Source organism: Acinetobacter sp. YH12108 (assembly GCF_013419055.1).
GTDB lineage: Bacteria > Pseudomonadota > Gammaproteobacteria > Pseudomonadales > Moraxellaceae > Acinetobacter.
In genome coordinates this window covers 83,176-98,062 of the sequence record NZ_VPAW01000004.1, presented here as the reverse complement: position 1 = coordinate 98,062, position 14,887 = coordinate 83,176, and the positions used below count along the sequence as shown (strand labels likewise).

Genomic DNA, 14,887 nt, shown 5'->3' with positions numbered 1-14,887 from the left:
GTACAAATACGGACTAACTTAATGAATAATATTAACTTTAAGAATTTCGAAGAGGCTGGCCAAGCTATTTTAAAATTCTTATCTCAACGATTTGGATTTAAGTTATGGATGATTACCCGTACTGAAGGTGATGACTGGATTGTGTTACTAAGTGAAGATAATGGCTATAACGTTAAGCCAGGACAAGTATTTCGATGGGCAGATTCGTTCTGCTCACACATGGTACAAAATAATGCGCCCCGCATTGCCCCTTACTCGCCCGATGTTCAAGTTTATACAGATGCACCAATAAATAAACTTGTCACTATTAAAGCCTATATCGGTCAACCTCTTTTAAAAGAAGATGGTTCCTTGTTTGGCACTCTTTGTGCAATTGATCCCGAACCTCAGTCTAAAGTCCTTGTTGAGGATGCTCCATTGTTTGATCTTATAGGAAAGGTGCTTAGTTACACGATTCAAGCTGAATTAAGAGCAACCGAACACATACGTAAAGCTGAACGCTTTGAAATGGAAGCATTGTCTGATCCAATGACTGGACTTTATAACCGTCGTGCTTGGGATCGATTAGTTGAGTTAGAAGAAGAACGGTGTAAGCGATATGGTCACCCTACTGCTGTGCTTATGATTGACCTAAATGATCTAAAAATCACTAATGACAATCTAGGACATGCTGCTGGTGATGAGCTGATCAAAAGAATGGCTGTAGCTTTAAAAGGCATAGTACGTAGCAATGATATTATTGCTCGCCTAGGTGGTGATGAATTTGCCGTACTCAGTATCGAAACTAATCTGCAGAATGCTGAGAAGCTTGTAACAAGAATTCAAAATGCTTTTGCGAAAGCTGAAGTTAGTGCGGCAATTGGTCTTGCAATGCGAAATCCAACATATGGATTATCCACCGCCATCATAGAAGCTGATAGAAAAATGTATCAAGATAAAATCTTAATTAAATCTATTAATAATGATTGATAAAAAGCCGCATACCCGAGCGGCTCTTGGATCGGGTGGAGAAAAGAATGAAAGCCTTGCTTATAATTAATGGTCTCAATATCTCTGATGAGGAAATTAAAAGTTTCAACAGGAGAGAAATTTCTGGTTTTGAGCGCATTAGCTTAAATTCATTTATTTTTAATTTAAGTGAGTCCTCTAATTTATTGGCAGATATTCAGAATTATTTACAATCACGTGGTAACAAGTACAGCATCTTATACTTTGAAAAAGATCCGACTATTTTCACCTACCTTAAATAAGTTAAATATCAATCACACTTAATTCATTGCTTAACCAAAAAAACATAAAGTTTATTTACGGTATTTATTATAACCTCAGCGTCTGTAAGACCTTGAAGCATTAAGCGATCAACCATATCCTTGCGCCAGTTTGATAAAGCCCTCTCATCCTGTGTGGCTTTATCAAACAATCCACTTTCTCCGATAAAATTTAAGAGCTTATCAGTAACACTAATCAGCACCTCTGCGTCTGTAACGCCATTAAAAATTAAACGATTAACCATATGAGCACGCGGATCATGCTGCAGGCTTTCTACTGTCAAGTAATTTAGCTTATCCATAACAAACTCCAAACAACCCACCTTATGTGGGTTTTCTTTTGCCTATTAAAACTTATTTCACCTGAAGAGTAAAAATAATTTTACTATTTTTACCTACAAGGTATTTACTTTATTTTACCTCGCAGGTATATTTTATCTCACAGATATTAAAAAACTCCAGCGTTGTTCGAGCAACCTGGAGCATGACCCACTCTCTCTCAGTGAGTAAAGAAATTATGAATGCAAAATTAACTCCACACAATAGCTTCAAGGTGACTCTTGTTGCTACTGCCTTAACTGTAAGCGCATTAGCGTTTGGTTGGCGTGCTGACTTTGGTACTAGCCAAGCAGCTCCAGCTCAAAACATTCAATCTGAATACGGCATCGTATCTTTAAAGATGCTTGATGACGTACGCGGTGAAGCGATCCTTAACCTTGATGGCTTTCGTTTGGAAATCACTTCGTTTGAAGTTGCAGCTCATCCGGATGACTACGGTGTACCGGGTTCCGAGTTCACCAATGTAGAAGTAATAGAACTAGGTGAAATCAAGGTATTCGATGCCAATGGTAATTCTTATAACGACTTTACTGATTATCAGGATCACCGTGAAATCAACGCAATGATCGCTGGCCACATCATGAAGCATCGTCTGGTGGAGGTGCAGTCATGATCTTAAATTCCCCTGAACAAATCTTTGCTGCACTAAGCAAAGGTCAGCCGGTTATGTGGTGTGAAGATGGAAGTGAAAACTGGTCACCTCTAAACAGCCAGGCACAAGTTAATTTTGCAGATCTGTACTCAGGCTTTCTGCAATTTAAAACTGAAGAACTGCCTATCTTCAAACTGCCGATTGAATCTGAAGTCTATGCAAAACAGGCTCGATACTTTGTTGAGTTTGTCCATCACCTGCATGGTTTTGAAGTCTACCGTGTTGGTAAGGAAAACCGATTCAGCTACTACGCTGTCCGGGTTAATGGTAACCGCCCTTCTACACGTGACTACTTTGCCAATCTGGATATTTTCCGTATCGGCAATACCAGCGGTGTTTTGCAAAGCGTAGATAAATTGACGTTACACGCTTCGATTAAAAACGGGATTGAACGTGCTCGATCTGTAAAACGTAGAGCTGAATATAACCAGGTATTAGAAAGCACTGGCTTCTTTGGGTCTGAGGACTATAAGAACTTTAAACGCAAAAATCGTCATCCAGGAGCTGTGTAATGTCAACTGTATTTTTTAAGAAAGCGGAACGTAAAAACGCGAAATTACGCCTTGCTCTGGCTGGCCCTACTGGTTCAGGTAAAACCTTAGGTGCACTTCTTTTGGCTAAGGGAATTGGTGGAAAGATTGCTGTTGCTGATACCGAGAACAGTAGTGCTGAGCTATATGAAGATGTTGTTGAGTTTGAACATGCAAATATTCAGCCTCCCTACACTCCTGAAAAGTTTATTGATGCTATTCAGGCTGCAGAGAAAGCTGGTTTTGATACTTTGATTCTGGACAGTATTACTCATGAGTGGTCTGGCGTTGGTGGTTGTTTGGAAATTGTCGACAAGCTCGCCAGTACAACTTTCAAGGGTAATAGCTGGGGCGCATGGAGCCAAGTTACCCCAAGGCACCGCAAATTTATCGATGCAATGCTTCAATCCAGCATCAACATTATTGTGACCATGCGCAGCAAGATGGATACCGTTCAGGTTGATGCAGGTAATGGTAAAAAGAAAGTTGAAAAAGTCGGAATGAAAGCTGAACAGCGTGATGGTATCGAATATGAGTTCACCACTGTTCTAGATCTAACTCACGACAACTATGCAGTTAGAACAAAAGACCGCACCCGAATTTTTAATGAACCCATGCTTCTTTCTGAGCAAGCTGGAGTATTGCTTAAACAGTGGTTGAACTCTGGATCCGCTAACGCATGCATCAACGGCAATCAGTTCTTAGAACTTGAAGCACTTATGCAACAAGCTGGAATTGATATTGAAAAGTACTGTGCTAAGCGAGGATTAAATAGTCTTCATGATGTCCAACAGCAGAAGTTTGACGAAACATGCGCTGGTATTCATTCCATCATTCAGCGCAATCAACAAGCACAACAGGCTAACGAACAGCAACTACATGCTGAAAATGAAGCACGTCTAGAAAATGATTATCAAGCTGCACTGAAGGATATTCAGAATGCTAGTCACGTTAATGATCTAAATCGGCCTGCGGATTACTTCAAAGGCACAAAGTACGAACAACAAATTTTAAATGCCTGTCAGGCGAAATCAGATATGGAAGGATGGTCAGCATGAATATTTTAAATAGCAAAGAAGCTTTTGAAGCAATGATGGCTGGCCGAAATATCATGTGCCGCGCTGTTGGTGAATTAATGGATTTTGATGATCTGTCTCAATTCCCTGCCACTATTTTTGCTATGCCAGGCTATGAGTTCTGCATCAAGGTTGAGACCATGGAGTTGGCTGGCATTACATTTGCTAAGCCTCTCAAGCTTGAAGAGGTTCGTGAAGGTCAAGATTTATATGTCATCAACTCTTATAGCTCATCTATCTATGTTGTTGAATTTGGCAAGATGACTTGTACAGCATTAATAGAATCTATTAATAACGGATTTGCCCAGCATGATGCTGAAAATGCAAAGCTTCAATTACAAGCAATATCTAAAGTGCTAGGCCGTGAGCTAACTGGTGATTGTCTTGTTGTACGTCTTGGTGATGAGGAAAAACCTAAAAAGAAACGCTCAACCAAAGCCAAGAATGATGCTGATCAGTTAAATACTCCGGCTGACTCTAATACCACTATTGCAAATATTGAAAAACAGCCTGAGCCAGAAGTAGTTCAACCTATCGAAGTTGCAGTACAAGATCCATCTATTATTACTGAAGTTCCAGGGGATCAACCTACTGAACTTGATGAAACAGATCCAGCTATTCTGAAAGTTATCGAAGCTATTGAAAAATGTGGTTCAGATTATGAGTTAAAAGGCGTTGAACGTAATCTGGATAGCAATCAGCACAAACTAACTGAAACTGAATACAGAGAACTCAAAAATCGTATTGCAGAAAAACGTGAACTTCTTCTTGCTTCAAAAAAACCGGTAACAGTAGATTCTCTAAAAAAGTTTGCAATGCAAAGTGAAGCATGTACTGCCTACATTGATCAAATTAAGGCATGCACCACAACAAATGAGCTGGCTGATTTAAGCAGCGCAATTATTGCAGATGACAATCTAAATATTGATCTGCAAGAACAGTTGTGCAACCAGATCAATGAAACAGCTAATCAATTAAACCAGACCAAACCTAATGTTGAACAGCCATCTGAAAACCTAAGTGTCACTGAGCTTCAAAGATTGCAGCATGAGGCTGAAAAGCTAGTACAGAACAAAGCTCAAGATGAAGAATATCAAAGCCTTCTTACTGATCTATTGGACCGTGCAAGCAAAGCAAATACCCCAGCCGAAGCAAATGCCTTAGTGGGCTATACAAAGGCTTGGTCTGAAGAACAGCGCAAACCATTAATTGATGCAATTCATAAGCGTCTGGTCGAACTGAATAAGGCAGATGCACAGCCTTCATTAGCTGTACGTATCCAGAAAGCTGAAGACCTGACTGAACTGGATGCTTTAGAAATCGATGTATCAGCATGTGATGAAGTTATTCAGCCAAGATTAATGGAACTTATTGAGCAGCGTCGCATCCAGCTGGATCAGATTCCTGCAACTAGTGAAGCTCAGTGAGCCACCTAAATACCTCTAAAACCCGAGTCGTGCAAATTCAGCACGGCTCCAGAATCAAAAAAAATGTTGGGGATTGAGATGATTTTCAAAATTAAAAAGAAACATGAAGCTGGTTTTAAGCTGTGGCTCGAAAAGCTGGGTTATTCCAAGAAAGAACTTGCAGATGGTAGCTCTACTTTCTCAGGCAAAGGTACACGCAAATCACTGAGCTATGTGTTTTTAAAGAATGATTTAACAGGTAATGCAGCATGCCAGATGCTATTTGATGAATATGAAATGCATCTGCGCTGCCCGAATGTTTCGAATGAAACCAGCGAAAACTTAACAAAGATTGTGGCTAATCAGATTATGAAGGTGGCGTGATGGATAGTACTAATCAAGTAGTTAAGCCAACTCCCTATGACGATGCTCAGTTTCTCTGGTGCACCAAATGGTGTGAAGAAAAAGGTTTAAGCCCATACGATGCTAAAAACTGGGCTGATGCGAAATTTGAATATTTAAAACTGCAGGAGAAAAACAGTGACTGAAGTTCAAGAAAACATTGCTGTATCCAAAGGTCAGGAAGAAAACGTTATTGATAGATTTATTGCTGACGGTGGTTTTGATCAGGCTTTTAAGGATGTGTTTGGTTTACCGGAATCAGTACAACAAAGTTTAAAAGAGGTAACTTAATGGCTCGATACACCATCACCGTTGAAGCCGAAAGACCGCCTCAAATTATGCTGGGTCAGACTATCGGTGGTGCAACGGTGAAGGAGCTTAAAGAGGTTGAAGTCGAACTGGTTTCAGCTTCTTATCTGGCTCAAAAATACAATCTGTCAGTGACCACGATTCGAGAAAAATTAGTTTCGATTAATCAAGGCACACAAGGCAAGGCGCTATACAATCCAAAGTTGGCCCATGACCTGCTGACAACCAAAGTTAAAGTAGGCAGACCGAGAGCTAATTAGCTCTCACTGTCGTTAAACATTTCTACCAAATCCTGAGCATCTGGATTGTAATAAGTATTCACCAGCATTGAGATAGTTTTGTGGCCTGTAATTTTGGCTAACACTTCAACCGGTAATTTTCTCACCTTCACCATTCTGGTGATGGCTTCATGTCGTGAATCATGGAAATTAATATGTGTAAGCCCTGCTCTTTTTTTTGCTCTCATCCATGTAGCACAGCATATCTGCTTATCAATGGGCAGAAGTTTATCTGTTCCTTTAGGTAATAAAGAAAGCAGTCTTTTGGCTTCACCAGATAAAGGCACGTTTCTGGATTCACCATTTTTTGTCATCGGTAAATGCACAAAGCCTTCTTTAATATCCTTCCTACGCATTGCCAGTATTTCACCCTGACGCATGGCGGTCTCCAGAGCAAATCGAAATGCCCATGCTACATAGTGGCGTGATGTTTCTGGTGTTGTGGATCCATCCCAACTTAACGCCTTTAGCAACAATTCTTGATCTTCTTCTGTAATACGCTGGCTTCTGGATTTTTCCTTGCTCGGCATGGTGACCGCATGCCAGACGTTAGAATCAATCAAAAACAGTTCTTTCATGGCATAGGTAAACACGGCTGAATAAATGGCGTGTTCATTCCTGAGTGTTGCTATCTTCACTTCTTTTTTACGGTTATTTCGCCATTCTGCAATGTCAGCAGGCTTGAAATCATAAATAGACTTGTCAGCTAAATTTGGTGCAATCCGGTCAAGGTTTTTAATTTTAAAATTGATAGTCCGTGCAGATCGCATGTGACGACCATGCTCTTGATAGTATCTAGCACAAAGTTCCCTAAATGGATAATTCGGCTTTTCACCTTGTTCTATTGCCTTTTTACCAGATCGAAGTTCAAGCAATTTATTATAGGCCCACTGTTCACATTCCTTCGCTGTGTCTCGGGTGGCTGAATATCTTTGCTTGTCGAAAGTGACAATGATGCGCCAGCTGGATCCTCGCTGGATGGGTTTGGGTATTTTCATTTTATTGGTGCAGATTTGGTGCAGATTACTTTGCATTTTATCGGTAAAGTAAAAAAATGAAAGGATATAGAAGGGATTTTGTGCAGTTTTGGGTATGGTTTAGTGACGGGATAGGATTAACATATTGTTTTAAATTATTGTTTTTATTAGAATTAAATCTGATTATATTTTATTTTTTGTCTTTTTATCAGAAAAGATCATCTAAAATCATTGTATACTACCTACTTTCTTTGTAGCCAAGATCATCATCCCGCGTTGATCAAGCCTGTAGTGAATTTCGATGAGCACCTTAATTCTTGTTACCTCCGCACCGACTTCTATTTATGCCTGGCATGCGCTTGGACTCGCCCAAGCTTTACAACATAAACAGGAAGCTTTCCGTGTATTTTTCTATCAAGATGGCGTGTCGGTCGCAAATGCATTGCAATGGGTGCCCGACGACCAGCGTCATCTCACACGTTCCTGGCAGGATCTGAATATCCGCTTACCTGTTTGTGTCAGTGCAGCCTTAGCGCGTGGGATTACAGATCAGGAAAATGCTCAACGTCACAATATTCAGCAACATAATCTTGCTGATGGTTTTGAATTGGTCGGTCTAGGCGAGCTTGCTGATGCTGTTCAGTCCTCACAACGTCTAATTCAATTCTAGATGCTTCATTTTTCAGGATGTGTTGCTTTTAAAAGGAATCTTGTGTGAAATCTGTACTTGTTATATTAACTCAAGCCAACCTGAACAGCTTGCAGGTGCATGAAAGTCTGTCTGCCACGATGGTACTGGCGACCTTTGGCGCTGAAGTTAAAGTATTACTCCAAGGCGCAGCCTTGAGTCTTTTACGTTCTGAGCTTCAGTTTGACCAGCTTAAATATGCCTTTAAACTGGCTTCAAATCTGGTGGATAGTTTCGAATTTTATGACCTGACCCCAATTCTGGTTGAACAGAAAAATCAGGACTCTCCTTTTGTAAAGCAAAGCGAGCAGGAGATTGAGTTGATTGAACTCAATTCAGAATTCGTTCAAAAATTTGATCACGTATTGTATTGGTAAGGACAAAGGATAAATAAATGTCAGATCAAACCCTTTACCTGATCCAGTCAGATTATGCAGCGACGGCGTCAGTCCTTGATCAGTTAGCACAGCTCCATGCTTCAGATGATCAGGTGGTCCTGATGGGAGAATCTGTGCTGTATCTGGACCATGCCTTCGTACAGCAACTACCGCAAGTTTATATCCTAAAAAATGATGCAGAAATTCTGATCTCACCTTTATCGGAAAATGTTGCTTTACTCGACTACTCCGAATTTGCAGATCTATGTCTGAAATTTAGTCGTTGCATCTCAATGAAATAATCCATGAGTCACATATGAATCTAGAACTGGACCAAGATGGTCATTTAGTCGATTACACCATCTGGAATGAAGACGTTGCCCAAGTACTGGCAGATACACTGGAACTTCAACTTACTCCTTGGCATTTTGAAGTGCTACAGGCAGTCCGTCAATTTTATCAGCAGTTTGGGCATTCTCCTGCAACCCGCCCGCTAATTAAGTTTTTGATGAAGACAGTCAGCCCGGAAATTAACAATGCCTTATTGCAGGAAAAGTTTAATACGGGTTTAGTGGCACGTCATTTAAGCCGACTGGCTGGTATCCCGAAACCGGCGAACTGCTTATAAGTTTTAATCTAAAATATGAATGAAGAAAAAGCCCGTTTTAACGGGCTTTTTCTTATTAAGCTTATCTATGATCTGTATTCACGGCTAAATAAAACTTTTAACTAAGGAAGGTTAAAAACCATTCTGATCTAAAGCATTTAAAGCTTGATCAAGCTGTGAAGAGATTTCAGGCAAAACTTTCTGTAAAAATTCTATTTGAGCTCTCGCTTCTTCCGGAGCAACGACCTGAGCATTTACCAGATTCTGCTGCTGTACCAGCAAACGATCCAGCTGGCGTTCATCTGGCTTCTCGCCTTGACTTAAACCATTCATCATTTGGGTAAAATCCAGATAAAGCTGCTCTCTCTGTTGTAATAAGACCTGCTGTTCAGAATCCACTTCCGGGTGTCCAGCCGTTCTTGCCGGTACAGGTGGTTTAGAAATTAAACTGGAAGTAATCAGTGACTTTGCTGGAAAAGTCATCTGATCATCAGGTTTCAGTATATTGAACTCTGCCTTATAGATATCCTTATGAACCTGATAAGCAATCCCAACCAGAATACCGGTTAATAACATTCCCGCCAGCAGATATAAAGTAAGTGTTTTATTCCTCATATATGCCACCTACAATGCTTAGAGCAACGTTCATAACACATTGCTCTTTTTAAGAGCCATTATTTGCTACGGCGTAGACCAGTCTGCTGGGGCATAACCGATCCGGACACGCTGTGGATGATTGCCTACAGGCACACTGGTCACTTTATTGCCTGTCGCGAAATCAATTACGGTCACCACATCCGTTTCACTTTCTGAAATAATGCAGCTACGGCCATCCGGACTTCGGGTAGCCCAGTATGGTTTACCTGCAGGAATCAATTTTCCGGCAGTCAGACTCTGACGATCAACAATAGTGGCGTAATTATCCATCGTGCCCGCAACACAGAGCTTCTCACCATCTGCACTGATCGACAGGCCATGATGGCGGGAATCATTCACCCATTTGGTACGATCTTTGGGAATGCTATCGCTACCTGGCAACTGCCCAATACGGGTCACTTTATTCTGGTTTAAGTCATACTCAATCAAACCATTAAAAAATGATACCTGAGCATAGAGTTTACTTTCATCCTTGCTAAAGACCATCGGCCGCACTGAATTAGATAAATCTTTTCGACCAAACGCATCCAATGCCGGTCTAAAGTCAATTTTCTTAAGCACCTGATGGGTATTGGCATCTGCAATGGTGATATAGCGTTTACCTTTGGTGAAATCCTGCCACTGCGCATCAAGAGAGGTTTCTACATTACCAATGGCCGAGTTCAGAATTTTTCTGCCATTATCAAAGTAGATATTTTCATGCGGTTTATCACCCGTCGCAAATCGACCAAGTTCCTTACCAGTATGAATATCCAGTACATGCACCACATTTCCGGAAGATGCGGAAACCGCGACACGCTGGCCATCTGGTGAAACTGCCATATGATCCGCGCGGAAGCCTTCAACTGGAGTACGCCAGTTAATTTTGCCTGTCTTGATGTTGATAGAGACCACATCGGCAAAACTTGGACGGGATGCGACAACAGACTGTCCATCTGGCGTGGAGTACATATCGTCGACCAGCTGATCATTACCTTCACCCGCAGTAGCTTGAATATAGGTATAGGCAATCAGTTTAATGGGATTGAGGTGAATCTCTTTCAGACGCTCCTTACGATCAGGAATCATGTTGATCACACCAACCTTGCCAAAGTCACCTGAAGATCGAATCACTGTAACTGTTCCATCCCAGTTATTACCCACAAAGAAAACTTGCTGGGAATTGGGCGGTTGAGGCAAGGTAGACGAATCTGCCTGTGCAGTTGAAAAGACTGAGAGCATGGCCATCGCGGACAAGCTCATACAGAACCGTGATAATCGTTTTTTCTGGATTTCCAAGCGGTATTCTCCATATTTTCTATTTTATTGTTTTTATCTTTGTTCAATCCACAGTCAGGCCGTGGATCTCAATCATCCACTATACAATGAAGAAAAAACCATGCTGAATTTTCCGACAGAATAGAAAGATAAGAATCCAGAAAAGTTGAAGCGTCCATTGATATGAACGCTTCTCAGTAAGATAGTTTTATTGAAAAATGCTTAGAACTTTAGACATCCAATACATCAACGAATTGAGCATCTAGAACCTTAGCTAGGTCCGCAGGTTTTAAACCAATATCCAGACCGCGTTTACCCCCACTGACATAGATTTTATTCAGCTGTTCTGCAGATGCATCAATGACAGTTTTCAGGCGTTTTTTCTGCCCAACCGGACTAATCCCACCGACAAGATAACCGGTTAGACGTTCTGCCTGTTTGGGATCAGCCATTTGTAGCTTTTTACAACCAAAGGCTGATGCTACTTTTTTCAGGTTTAACTGATGGTTGACTGGAAGAACTGCTACAAAATACTGCTTCTCATCCGTGACCAATAAGGTTTTAAATACTTCTTCTACTGCCAGCCCTAACTTTTCTGCTGCTTCCAAACCAAAGCTTTTGGCATTGGCATCATGTTCATATTCGTGAATGCTATATTCAATTTTTTGAGATTTTAATAATTTGCATGCAGGTGTCATAACAGCTTCGATAGTATTTTGACGGGATCTTCATTATAGCTTATCAAGTCTGCTTGGGTTTTATTCTGTGATTCTGAATAGCTTATATAATCAATATGTGTTCAAAATACAATCAGATACCATTAGCTTTTAATCCAGAATATCTATTCATATTGCACTTTAACTGAACTTAGCTATCCCATTTATCATTGTAATTCCGCATACCATCTTGTTCTTAAGCTTAAAAATTCATCATTTAAAAACATAGGCAACATTCAGATGAATAACAACGCCTATACATGAAGTGCCATTTTGCCAATGTTATTGAGCGAACATAAACAATAAAAAATAAAGGGAATACTTAGAAAATTGAGCACATTCGTCAATATTAGACGAGGCCAATAAAAGATTAATGAAGAATCATAAGTTTTTAATTTTACGTTTGTGATCAGTATCATTTAGCCAATGTTTAATAGCAATGAGCCTATCTTTTTTTGCAGAAAAATAATGTGTTATTTGCTTTACTAGCGACATAAAATCCATTTAATACTAAACTTCACTTCATACCATTTATCAAATAACTTTTTGATTTTTATTCCAAGTTTGATATTTTAGTTTGCATAATAATGAATAGAATAAAATTTTGATTCATCCAAAAATATAATGAAAACCCGGTCTTTTACTGATAACCATAATTTTTGATATGAGCAGAGACTTCGACTAATAATTTTTATTTTTGACAAGCCATTGCCGAATAAACACCCAATTTAAAAGAATTATGAATAAACATTGAGGTCTAACTTACACAGCATAAATGTAACAATTCAGCCAATTCATCTAAAATATAAAAATGATGTAAAAGACGAAGATTTGGTAGTTTTGAACATTGCTAAATGCTTGCAAAGTTTTCATTATATGGCCACTACGTGGTACATGCTTTTCTATATCAATTCAAAGAAATTATAAAAATAATGTAGGAATTCATGCCATAATAGGCGAAGTTTGTAGACATCTTGCAAACCTATCCTGAAACTTTTTAACTGGAGCACCATAGATGACTTCGACCATTTTGGTTATTCATGGACCGAATTTAAATTTGCTAGGAAAGCGCGAACCCGAAGTTTATGGTTATTTAACTCTAGAAGATATTAATCAGCAGCTCACTGCTCAGGCTGAAAAAGCTACTTTACAACTTGACACTTTCCAGAGCAACTGGGAAGGCGCAATTGTTGACCGAATTCATCAAGCCCAACAAGACGGCGTGCAATATATCATTATTAATCCTGCTGCCCTGACACATACCTCAGTTGCAGTTCGGGATGCACTTCTTGGCGTGGCAATCCCGTTTATTGAAGTCCACCTGTCTAACGTACATGCACGTGAGGCATTCCGACATCATTCATATTTATCCGATAAAGCTATTGGCGTGATCTGTGGTCTAGGTGCGAAAGGCTATGCTGCCGCACTCGACTATGTCATTGAAAAAATACAATCTTCTAAACAATCTTAATTAGGAATACTGTCTCATGGATATCCGTAAAATCAAGAAGCTCATCGATTTGATGATTGAATCTGACTTACAGGCGATTGAAGTTAAGGAAGGTGATCAGTCGATCGCTCTGACTCGTCGTAATCCAGTAGTTGCAGCAGCTGTTCCTGCAATGCCTGCACCTGCAGCTGACGTCCCTGCAGCTAAATCTCCTCGTGGTGCAGTTGAAAAATCTCCAATGGTTGGCGTGTTCTATGCAGCTCCAAGTCCAGGCGAAGCACCTTTTGTAAAAATTGGTCAAACTGTTTCTGCTGGCGAAACACTGGGTATCATTGAAGCAATGAAAATCATGAACCCGATTGAAGCAACTCAAAGCGGCGTGATTGAAGAAATTCTGGTGAAAAATGGTGAAGTGATTCAGTTTGGTCAGCCACTTTTCCGTTACCGCGCCTAATCACTTCGGGGATTCATAATGTTGCAAAAAGTTTTAATTGCAAACCGAGGTGAGATTGCCCTGCGCATCGCCCGAGCTTGCAAAACTTTAGGAATTAAAACAGTCGGTGTCTATTCAGACGCTGACAAAGACCTGATGCACTTACGCTTCTGTGACGAAGCCGTGTGTATTGGTCCTGGCGCGAGCAGCGACAGTTACCTGAATATTCCAGCCCTGATTACAGCCGCTGAAATCACCAGTGCAGATGCCATCCACCCTGGTTATGGCTTTTTATCTGAAAATGCTGAATTTGCTGAAATCGTAGAAAGTTCTGGTTTTATCTTCATTGGTCCACGTCCGGAACATATTCGCCTAATGGGGAATAAGGTTTCTGCGATTATTGCCATGAAAAAAGCGGGTGTACCAACTGTACCTGGCTGCGATCATGCCGTGACGATTCACAATGCGCTTGCTGAAGCCAAAGAAATTGGTTTCCCGCTCATCGTGAAAGCGGCTTCCGGTGGTGGTGGTCGTGGTATGCGTATTGTAGAACGTGTAGATACCCTGCTTGAATCAGTACAAGCCGCACAGCGTGATGCAGAAATGTGGTTTGGCGATGACACGGTTTATATGGAACGTTTCCTGCAAAAACCGCGTCACGTCGAAGTACAGGTTCTAGGCGACGGTAATGGTCATGCGATCCATTTATATGACCGTGACTGTTCTTTACAGCGTCGTCACCAGAAAGTGCTTGAAGAAGCGCCAGCGCCTAACCTGCCAGAACAGGCTCGTGCTGACATTCTTGAAGCCTGTGTCAATGCTTGTAAATTGATGCAATATCGTGGTGCCGGTACATTCGAGTTTCTGTTTGAAGAAGGTGAATTCTTCTTTATTGAAATGAATACCCGTGTTCAGGTAGAACATCCTGTGACTGAAATGGTCACCGGTATCGACATCATTGAGCAGCAGTTACGTATTGCGGCTGGCTTAGGTCTGGATATCCAGCAAGAAGATGTACGCGTACAAGGTCATGCGATCGAATGTCGTATCAACGCAGAAGATCCATCGAACTTTATGCCATCTCCAGGCAAAATCGAGACCTTCTATGCGCCAGGTGGTGCAGGTATCCGTTTAGACTCTCATATCTATCCAGGTTACAGCATCCCGCCATATTATGATTCTATGATTGCCAAGCTAATTGCCCATGGTAAAGACCGTAAAACTGCAATAGCACGCATGAAGCAGGCCTTGGATGAAATGATTCTGACAGGTGTGAAGACCAATATCCCATTACACAAAGATCTGATTCTTCAGGATGAAAATTTCTGTGAACAGGCAATGGATATTCACTATCTGGAAAAACATTTGTTGAAGCAGCTTGAAGGTGCTGAAGACAAAGAAAAAGCTTGATCCGAGACTTGATCTAATAAAAAAACCGCTGAATTCAGCGGTTTTTATATCTAGC

General features: G+C 40.7%; 22 protein-coding genes. 17 read left to right on the top strand and 5 right to left on the bottom strand.

What is annotated here, in order from left to right; translation table 11 throughout:
- The first annotated feature begins 21 nt into the window (after positions 1-21).
- Positions 22-969, top strand: a complete 948-nt coding sequence (locus FTU46_RS03505) for a sensor domain-containing diguanylate cyclase (RefSeq protein WP_180053635.1) — start codon at positions 22-24, stop codon at positions 967-969.
- 47 nt (positions 970-1,016) lie between these two features.
- Positions 1,017-1,250 (top strand): hypothetical protein, encoded by a 234-nt coding sequence (locus tag FTU46_RS03500; RefSeq protein WP_180011278.1) that lies wholly within the window; start codon positions 1,017-1,019, stop codon positions 1,248-1,250.
- Positions 1,251-1,273: 23 nt separating this feature from the next.
- Here FTU46_RS03500 and FTU46_RS03495 read toward each other — a convergent pair whose 3' ends face one another.
- Positions 1,274-1,570: a hypothetical protein gene (locus FTU46_RS03495; RefSeq protein WP_180031395.1), complete on the bottom strand. Its 297-nt coding sequence runs from the start codon at positions 1,568-1,570 to the stop codon at positions 1,274-1,276.
- Positions 1,571-1,752: 182 nt separating this feature from the next.
- Between FTU46_RS03495 and FTU46_RS03490 the strand changes: the two genes are divergently transcribed.
- The 8 genes from FTU46_RS03490 to FTU46_RS03455 all read left to right on the top strand — a co-directional run bounded on the left by FTU46_RS03490 (position 1,753) and on the right by FTU46_RS03455 (position 6,242).
- Positions 1,753-2,220, top strand: a complete 468-nt coding sequence (locus FTU46_RS03490; RefSeq protein WP_257224592.1) for a hypothetical protein — start codon at positions 1,753-1,755, stop codon at positions 2,218-2,220.
- Positions 2,217-2,771: a hypothetical protein gene (locus FTU46_RS03485; RefSeq protein WP_180104342.1), complete on the top strand. Its 555-nt coding sequence runs from the start codon at positions 2,217-2,219 to the stop codon at positions 2,769-2,771. Before FTU46_RS03490 ends, FTU46_RS03485 begins: the two co-directional genes overlap by 4 nt.
- A complete protein-coding gene (locus tag FTU46_RS03480; protein ID WP_034171179.1) occupies positions 2,771-3,847 on the top strand; it encodes an ATP-binding protein in 1,077 nt (358 codons plus the stop codon). Before FTU46_RS03485 ends, FTU46_RS03480 begins: the two co-directional genes overlap by 1 nt.
- Positions 3,844-5,292 (top strand): hypothetical protein, encoded by a 1,449-nt coding sequence (locus tag FTU46_RS03475; protein ID WP_180104341.1) that lies wholly within the window; start codon positions 3,844-3,846, stop codon positions 5,290-5,292. The genes FTU46_RS03480 and FTU46_RS03475 overlap by 4 nt, the downstream gene beginning before the upstream one ends.
- A gap of 78 nt (positions 5,293-5,370) precedes the next feature.
- Positions 5,371-5,655: a hypothetical protein gene (locus FTU46_RS03470; protein WP_257224591.1), complete on the top strand. Its 285-nt coding sequence runs from the start codon at positions 5,371-5,373 to the stop codon at positions 5,653-5,655.
- On the top strand, positions 5,655-5,819 hold the full coding sequence (locus FTU46_RS03465) for a hypothetical protein (RefSeq protein WP_180003601.1): 165 nt from the start codon (positions 5,655-5,657) through the stop codon (positions 5,817-5,819). The genes FTU46_RS03470 and FTU46_RS03465 overlap by 1 nt, the downstream gene beginning before the upstream one ends.
- Positions 5,812-5,964 carry a hypothetical protein gene (locus tag FTU46_RS03460; protein WP_179992479.1) on the top strand — a complete coding sequence of 51 codons (153 nt, stop codon included), beginning with the start codon at positions 5,812-5,814 and terminating at the stop codon, positions 5,962-5,964. Before FTU46_RS03465 ends, FTU46_RS03460 begins: the two co-directional genes overlap by 8 nt.
- Positions 5,964-6,242: a hypothetical protein gene (locus FTU46_RS03455; protein ID WP_034171181.1), complete on the top strand. Its 279-nt coding sequence runs from the start codon at positions 5,964-5,966 to the stop codon at positions 6,240-6,242. Before FTU46_RS03460 ends, FTU46_RS03455 begins: the two co-directional genes overlap by 1 nt.
- Here FTU46_RS03455 and FTU46_RS03450 read toward each other — a convergent pair.
- Positions 6,239-7,258, bottom strand: coding sequence for a site-specific integrase (locus FTU46_RS03450; RefSeq protein WP_034171182.1), 1,020 nt, complete (start codon positions 7,256-7,258; stop codon positions 6,239-6,241). The genes FTU46_RS03455 and FTU46_RS03450 overlap by 4 nt on opposite strands.
- 280 nt (positions 7,259-7,538) lie before the next feature.
- Between FTU46_RS03450 and tusD the strand changes: the two genes are divergently transcribed.
- From tusD to FTU46_RS03430, 4 genes are read left to right on the top strand one after another with little or no spacing between them, the layout of a single operon-like run.
- Positions 7,539-7,907, top strand: coding sequence for a sulfurtransferase complex subunit TusD (gene tusD, locus FTU46_RS03445; protein WP_004785936.1), 369 nt, complete (start codon positions 7,539-7,541; stop codon positions 7,905-7,907).
- A 44-nt stretch (positions 7,908-7,951) separates the two neighbouring features.
- Positions 7,952-8,302, top strand: coding sequence for a hypothetical protein (locus FTU46_RS03440; RefSeq protein ID WP_180104340.1), 351 nt, complete (start codon positions 7,952-7,954; stop codon positions 8,300-8,302).
- Positions 8,303-8,319: 17 nt separating this feature from the next.
- On the top strand, positions 8,320-8,604 hold the full coding sequence (locus FTU46_RS03435; protein ID WP_180104339.1) for a DsrH/TusB family sulfur metabolism protein: 285 nt from the start codon (positions 8,320-8,322) through the stop codon (positions 8,602-8,604).
- A 14-nt stretch (positions 8,605-8,618) separates the two neighbouring features.
- The gene (locus FTU46_RS03430; protein WP_005235445.1) at positions 8,619-8,930 is read left to right on the top strand and encodes a TusE/DsrC/DsvC family sulfur relay protein; all 312 of its coding nucleotides are present in this window, start codon (positions 8,619-8,621) and stop codon (positions 8,928-8,930) included.
- Positions 8,931-9,041: 111 nt separating this feature from the next.
- Here the strand turns inward: FTU46_RS03430 and FTU46_RS03425 are convergent, their stop codons facing one another.
- The 3 genes from FTU46_RS03425 to ybaK all read right to left on the bottom strand — a co-directional run bounded on the left by FTU46_RS03425 (position 9,042) and on the right by ybaK (position 11,521).
- Positions 9,042-9,524: a hypothetical protein gene (locus tag FTU46_RS03425; RefSeq protein ID WP_180104338.1), complete on the bottom strand. Its 483-nt coding sequence runs from the start codon at positions 9,522-9,524 to the stop codon at positions 9,042-9,044.
- Between the two features lie 66 nt (positions 9,525-9,590).
- Complete coding sequence (locus FTU46_RS03420; RefSeq protein ID WP_373684968.1) at positions 9,591-10,793, bottom strand: YncE family protein; 1,203 nt, start codon at positions 10,791-10,793, stop codon at positions 9,591-9,593.
- A 260-nt stretch (positions 10,794-11,053) separates the two neighbouring features.
- Positions 11,054-11,521, bottom strand: coding sequence for a Cys-tRNA(Pro) deacylase (gene ybaK / locus FTU46_RS03415; protein ID WP_159122961.1), 468 nt, complete (start codon positions 11,519-11,521; stop codon positions 11,054-11,056).
- A gap of 1,033 nt (positions 11,522-12,554) precedes the next feature.
- Between ybaK and aroQ the strand changes: the two genes are divergently transcribed.
- The 3 genes from aroQ to accC are packed head-to-tail and all read left to right on the top strand — an operon-like array spanning position 12,555 to position 14,832.
- On the top strand, positions 12,555-13,010 hold the full coding sequence (gene aroQ, locus FTU46_RS03410) for a type II 3-dehydroquinate dehydratase (RefSeq protein WP_004785950.1): 456 nt from the start codon (positions 12,555-12,557) through the stop codon (positions 13,008-13,010).
- A gap of 16 nt (positions 13,011-13,026) precedes the next feature.
- Positions 13,027-13,443 (top strand): acetyl-CoA carboxylase biotin carboxyl carrier protein, encoded by a 417-nt coding sequence (gene accB / locus FTU46_RS03405; protein WP_004785952.1) that lies wholly within the window; start codon positions 13,027-13,029, stop codon positions 13,441-13,443.
- A gap of 18 nt (positions 13,444-13,461) precedes the next feature.
- Entirely contained in the window at positions 13,462-14,832 is a 1,371-nt protein-coding gene (accC, locus tag FTU46_RS03400) for an acetyl-CoA carboxylase biotin carboxylase subunit (RefSeq protein ID WP_175967543.1), read from the top strand.
- Positions 14,833-14,887: the final 55 nt, after the last annotated feature.

Bases quoted from the DNA above. Each gene is read 5' to 3' on its own strand.
- FTU46_RS03435 (WP_180104339.1), top strand. From the start codon at position 8,320: ATGTCAGATCAAACCCTTTACCTGATCCAGTCAGATTATGCAGCGACG.
- FTU46_RS03465 (WP_180003601.1), top strand. From the start codon at position 5,655: ATGGATAGTACTAATCAAGTAGTTAAGCCAACTCCCTATGACGATGCT.
- FTU46_RS03490 (WP_257224592.1), top strand. From the start codon at position 1,753: ATGACCCACTCTCTCTCAGTGAGTAAAGAAATTATGAATGCAAAATTA.
- FTU46_RS03450 (WP_034171182.1), bottom strand. From the start codon at position 7,258: ATGAAAATACCCAAACCCATCCAGCGAGGATCCAGCTGGCGCATCATT.
- accB (WP_004785952.1), top strand. From the start codon at position 13,027: ATGGATATCCGTAAAATCAAGAAGCTCATCGATTTGATGATTGAATCT.
- FTU46_RS03500 (WP_180011278.1), top strand. From the start codon at position 1,017: ATGAAAGCCTTGCTTATAATTAATGGTCTCAATATCTCTGATGAGGAA.
- FTU46_RS03425 (WP_180104338.1), bottom strand. From the start codon at position 9,524: ATGAGGAATAAAACACTTACTTTATATCTGCTGGCGGGAATGTTATTA.
- FTU46_RS03485 (WP_180104342.1), top strand. From the start codon at position 2,217: ATGATCTTAAATTCCCCTGAACAAATCTTTGCTGCACTAAGCAAAGGT.
- FTU46_RS03495 (WP_180031395.1), bottom strand. From the start codon at position 1,570: ATGGATAAGCTAAATTACTTGACAGTAGAAAGCCTGCAGCATGATCCG.
- ybaK (WP_159122961.1), bottom strand. From the start codon at position 11,521: ATGACACCTGCATGCAAATTATTAAAATCTCAAAAAATTGAATATAGC.
- tusD (WP_004785936.1), top strand. From the start codon at position 7,539: ATGAGCACCTTAATTCTTGTTACCTCCGCACCGACTTCTATTTATGCC.
- FTU46_RS03430 (WP_005235445.1), top strand. From the start codon at position 8,619: ATGAATCTAGAACTGGACCAAGATGGTCATTTAGTCGATTACACCATC.
- FTU46_RS03505 (WP_180053635.1), top strand. From the start codon at position 22: ATGAATAATATTAACTTTAAGAATTTCGAAGAGGCTGGCCAAGCTATT.
- FTU46_RS03475 (WP_180104341.1), top strand. From the start codon at position 3,844: ATGAATATTTTAAATAGCAAAGAAGCTTTTGAAGCAATGATGGCTGGC.
- FTU46_RS03420 (WP_373684968.1), bottom strand. From the start codon at position 10,793: ATGGCCATGCTCTCAGTCTTTTCAACTGCACAGGCAGATTCGTCTACC.
- FTU46_RS03455 (WP_034171181.1), top strand. From the start codon at position 5,964: ATGGCTCGATACACCATCACCGTTGAAGCCGAAAGACCGCCTCAAATT.
- accC (WP_175967543.1), top strand. From the start codon at position 13,462: ATGTTGCAAAAAGTTTTAATTGCAAACCGAGGTGAGATTGCCCTGCGC.
- FTU46_RS03470 (WP_257224591.1), top strand. From the start codon at position 5,371: ATGATTTTCAAAATTAAAAAGAAACATGAAGCTGGTTTTAAGCTGTGG.
- FTU46_RS03480 (WP_034171179.1), top strand. From the start codon at position 2,771: ATGTCAACTGTATTTTTTAAGAAAGCGGAACGTAAAAACGCGAAATTA.
- aroQ (WP_004785950.1), top strand. From the start codon at position 12,555: ATGACTTCGACCATTTTGGTTATTCATGGACCGAATTTAAATTTGCTA.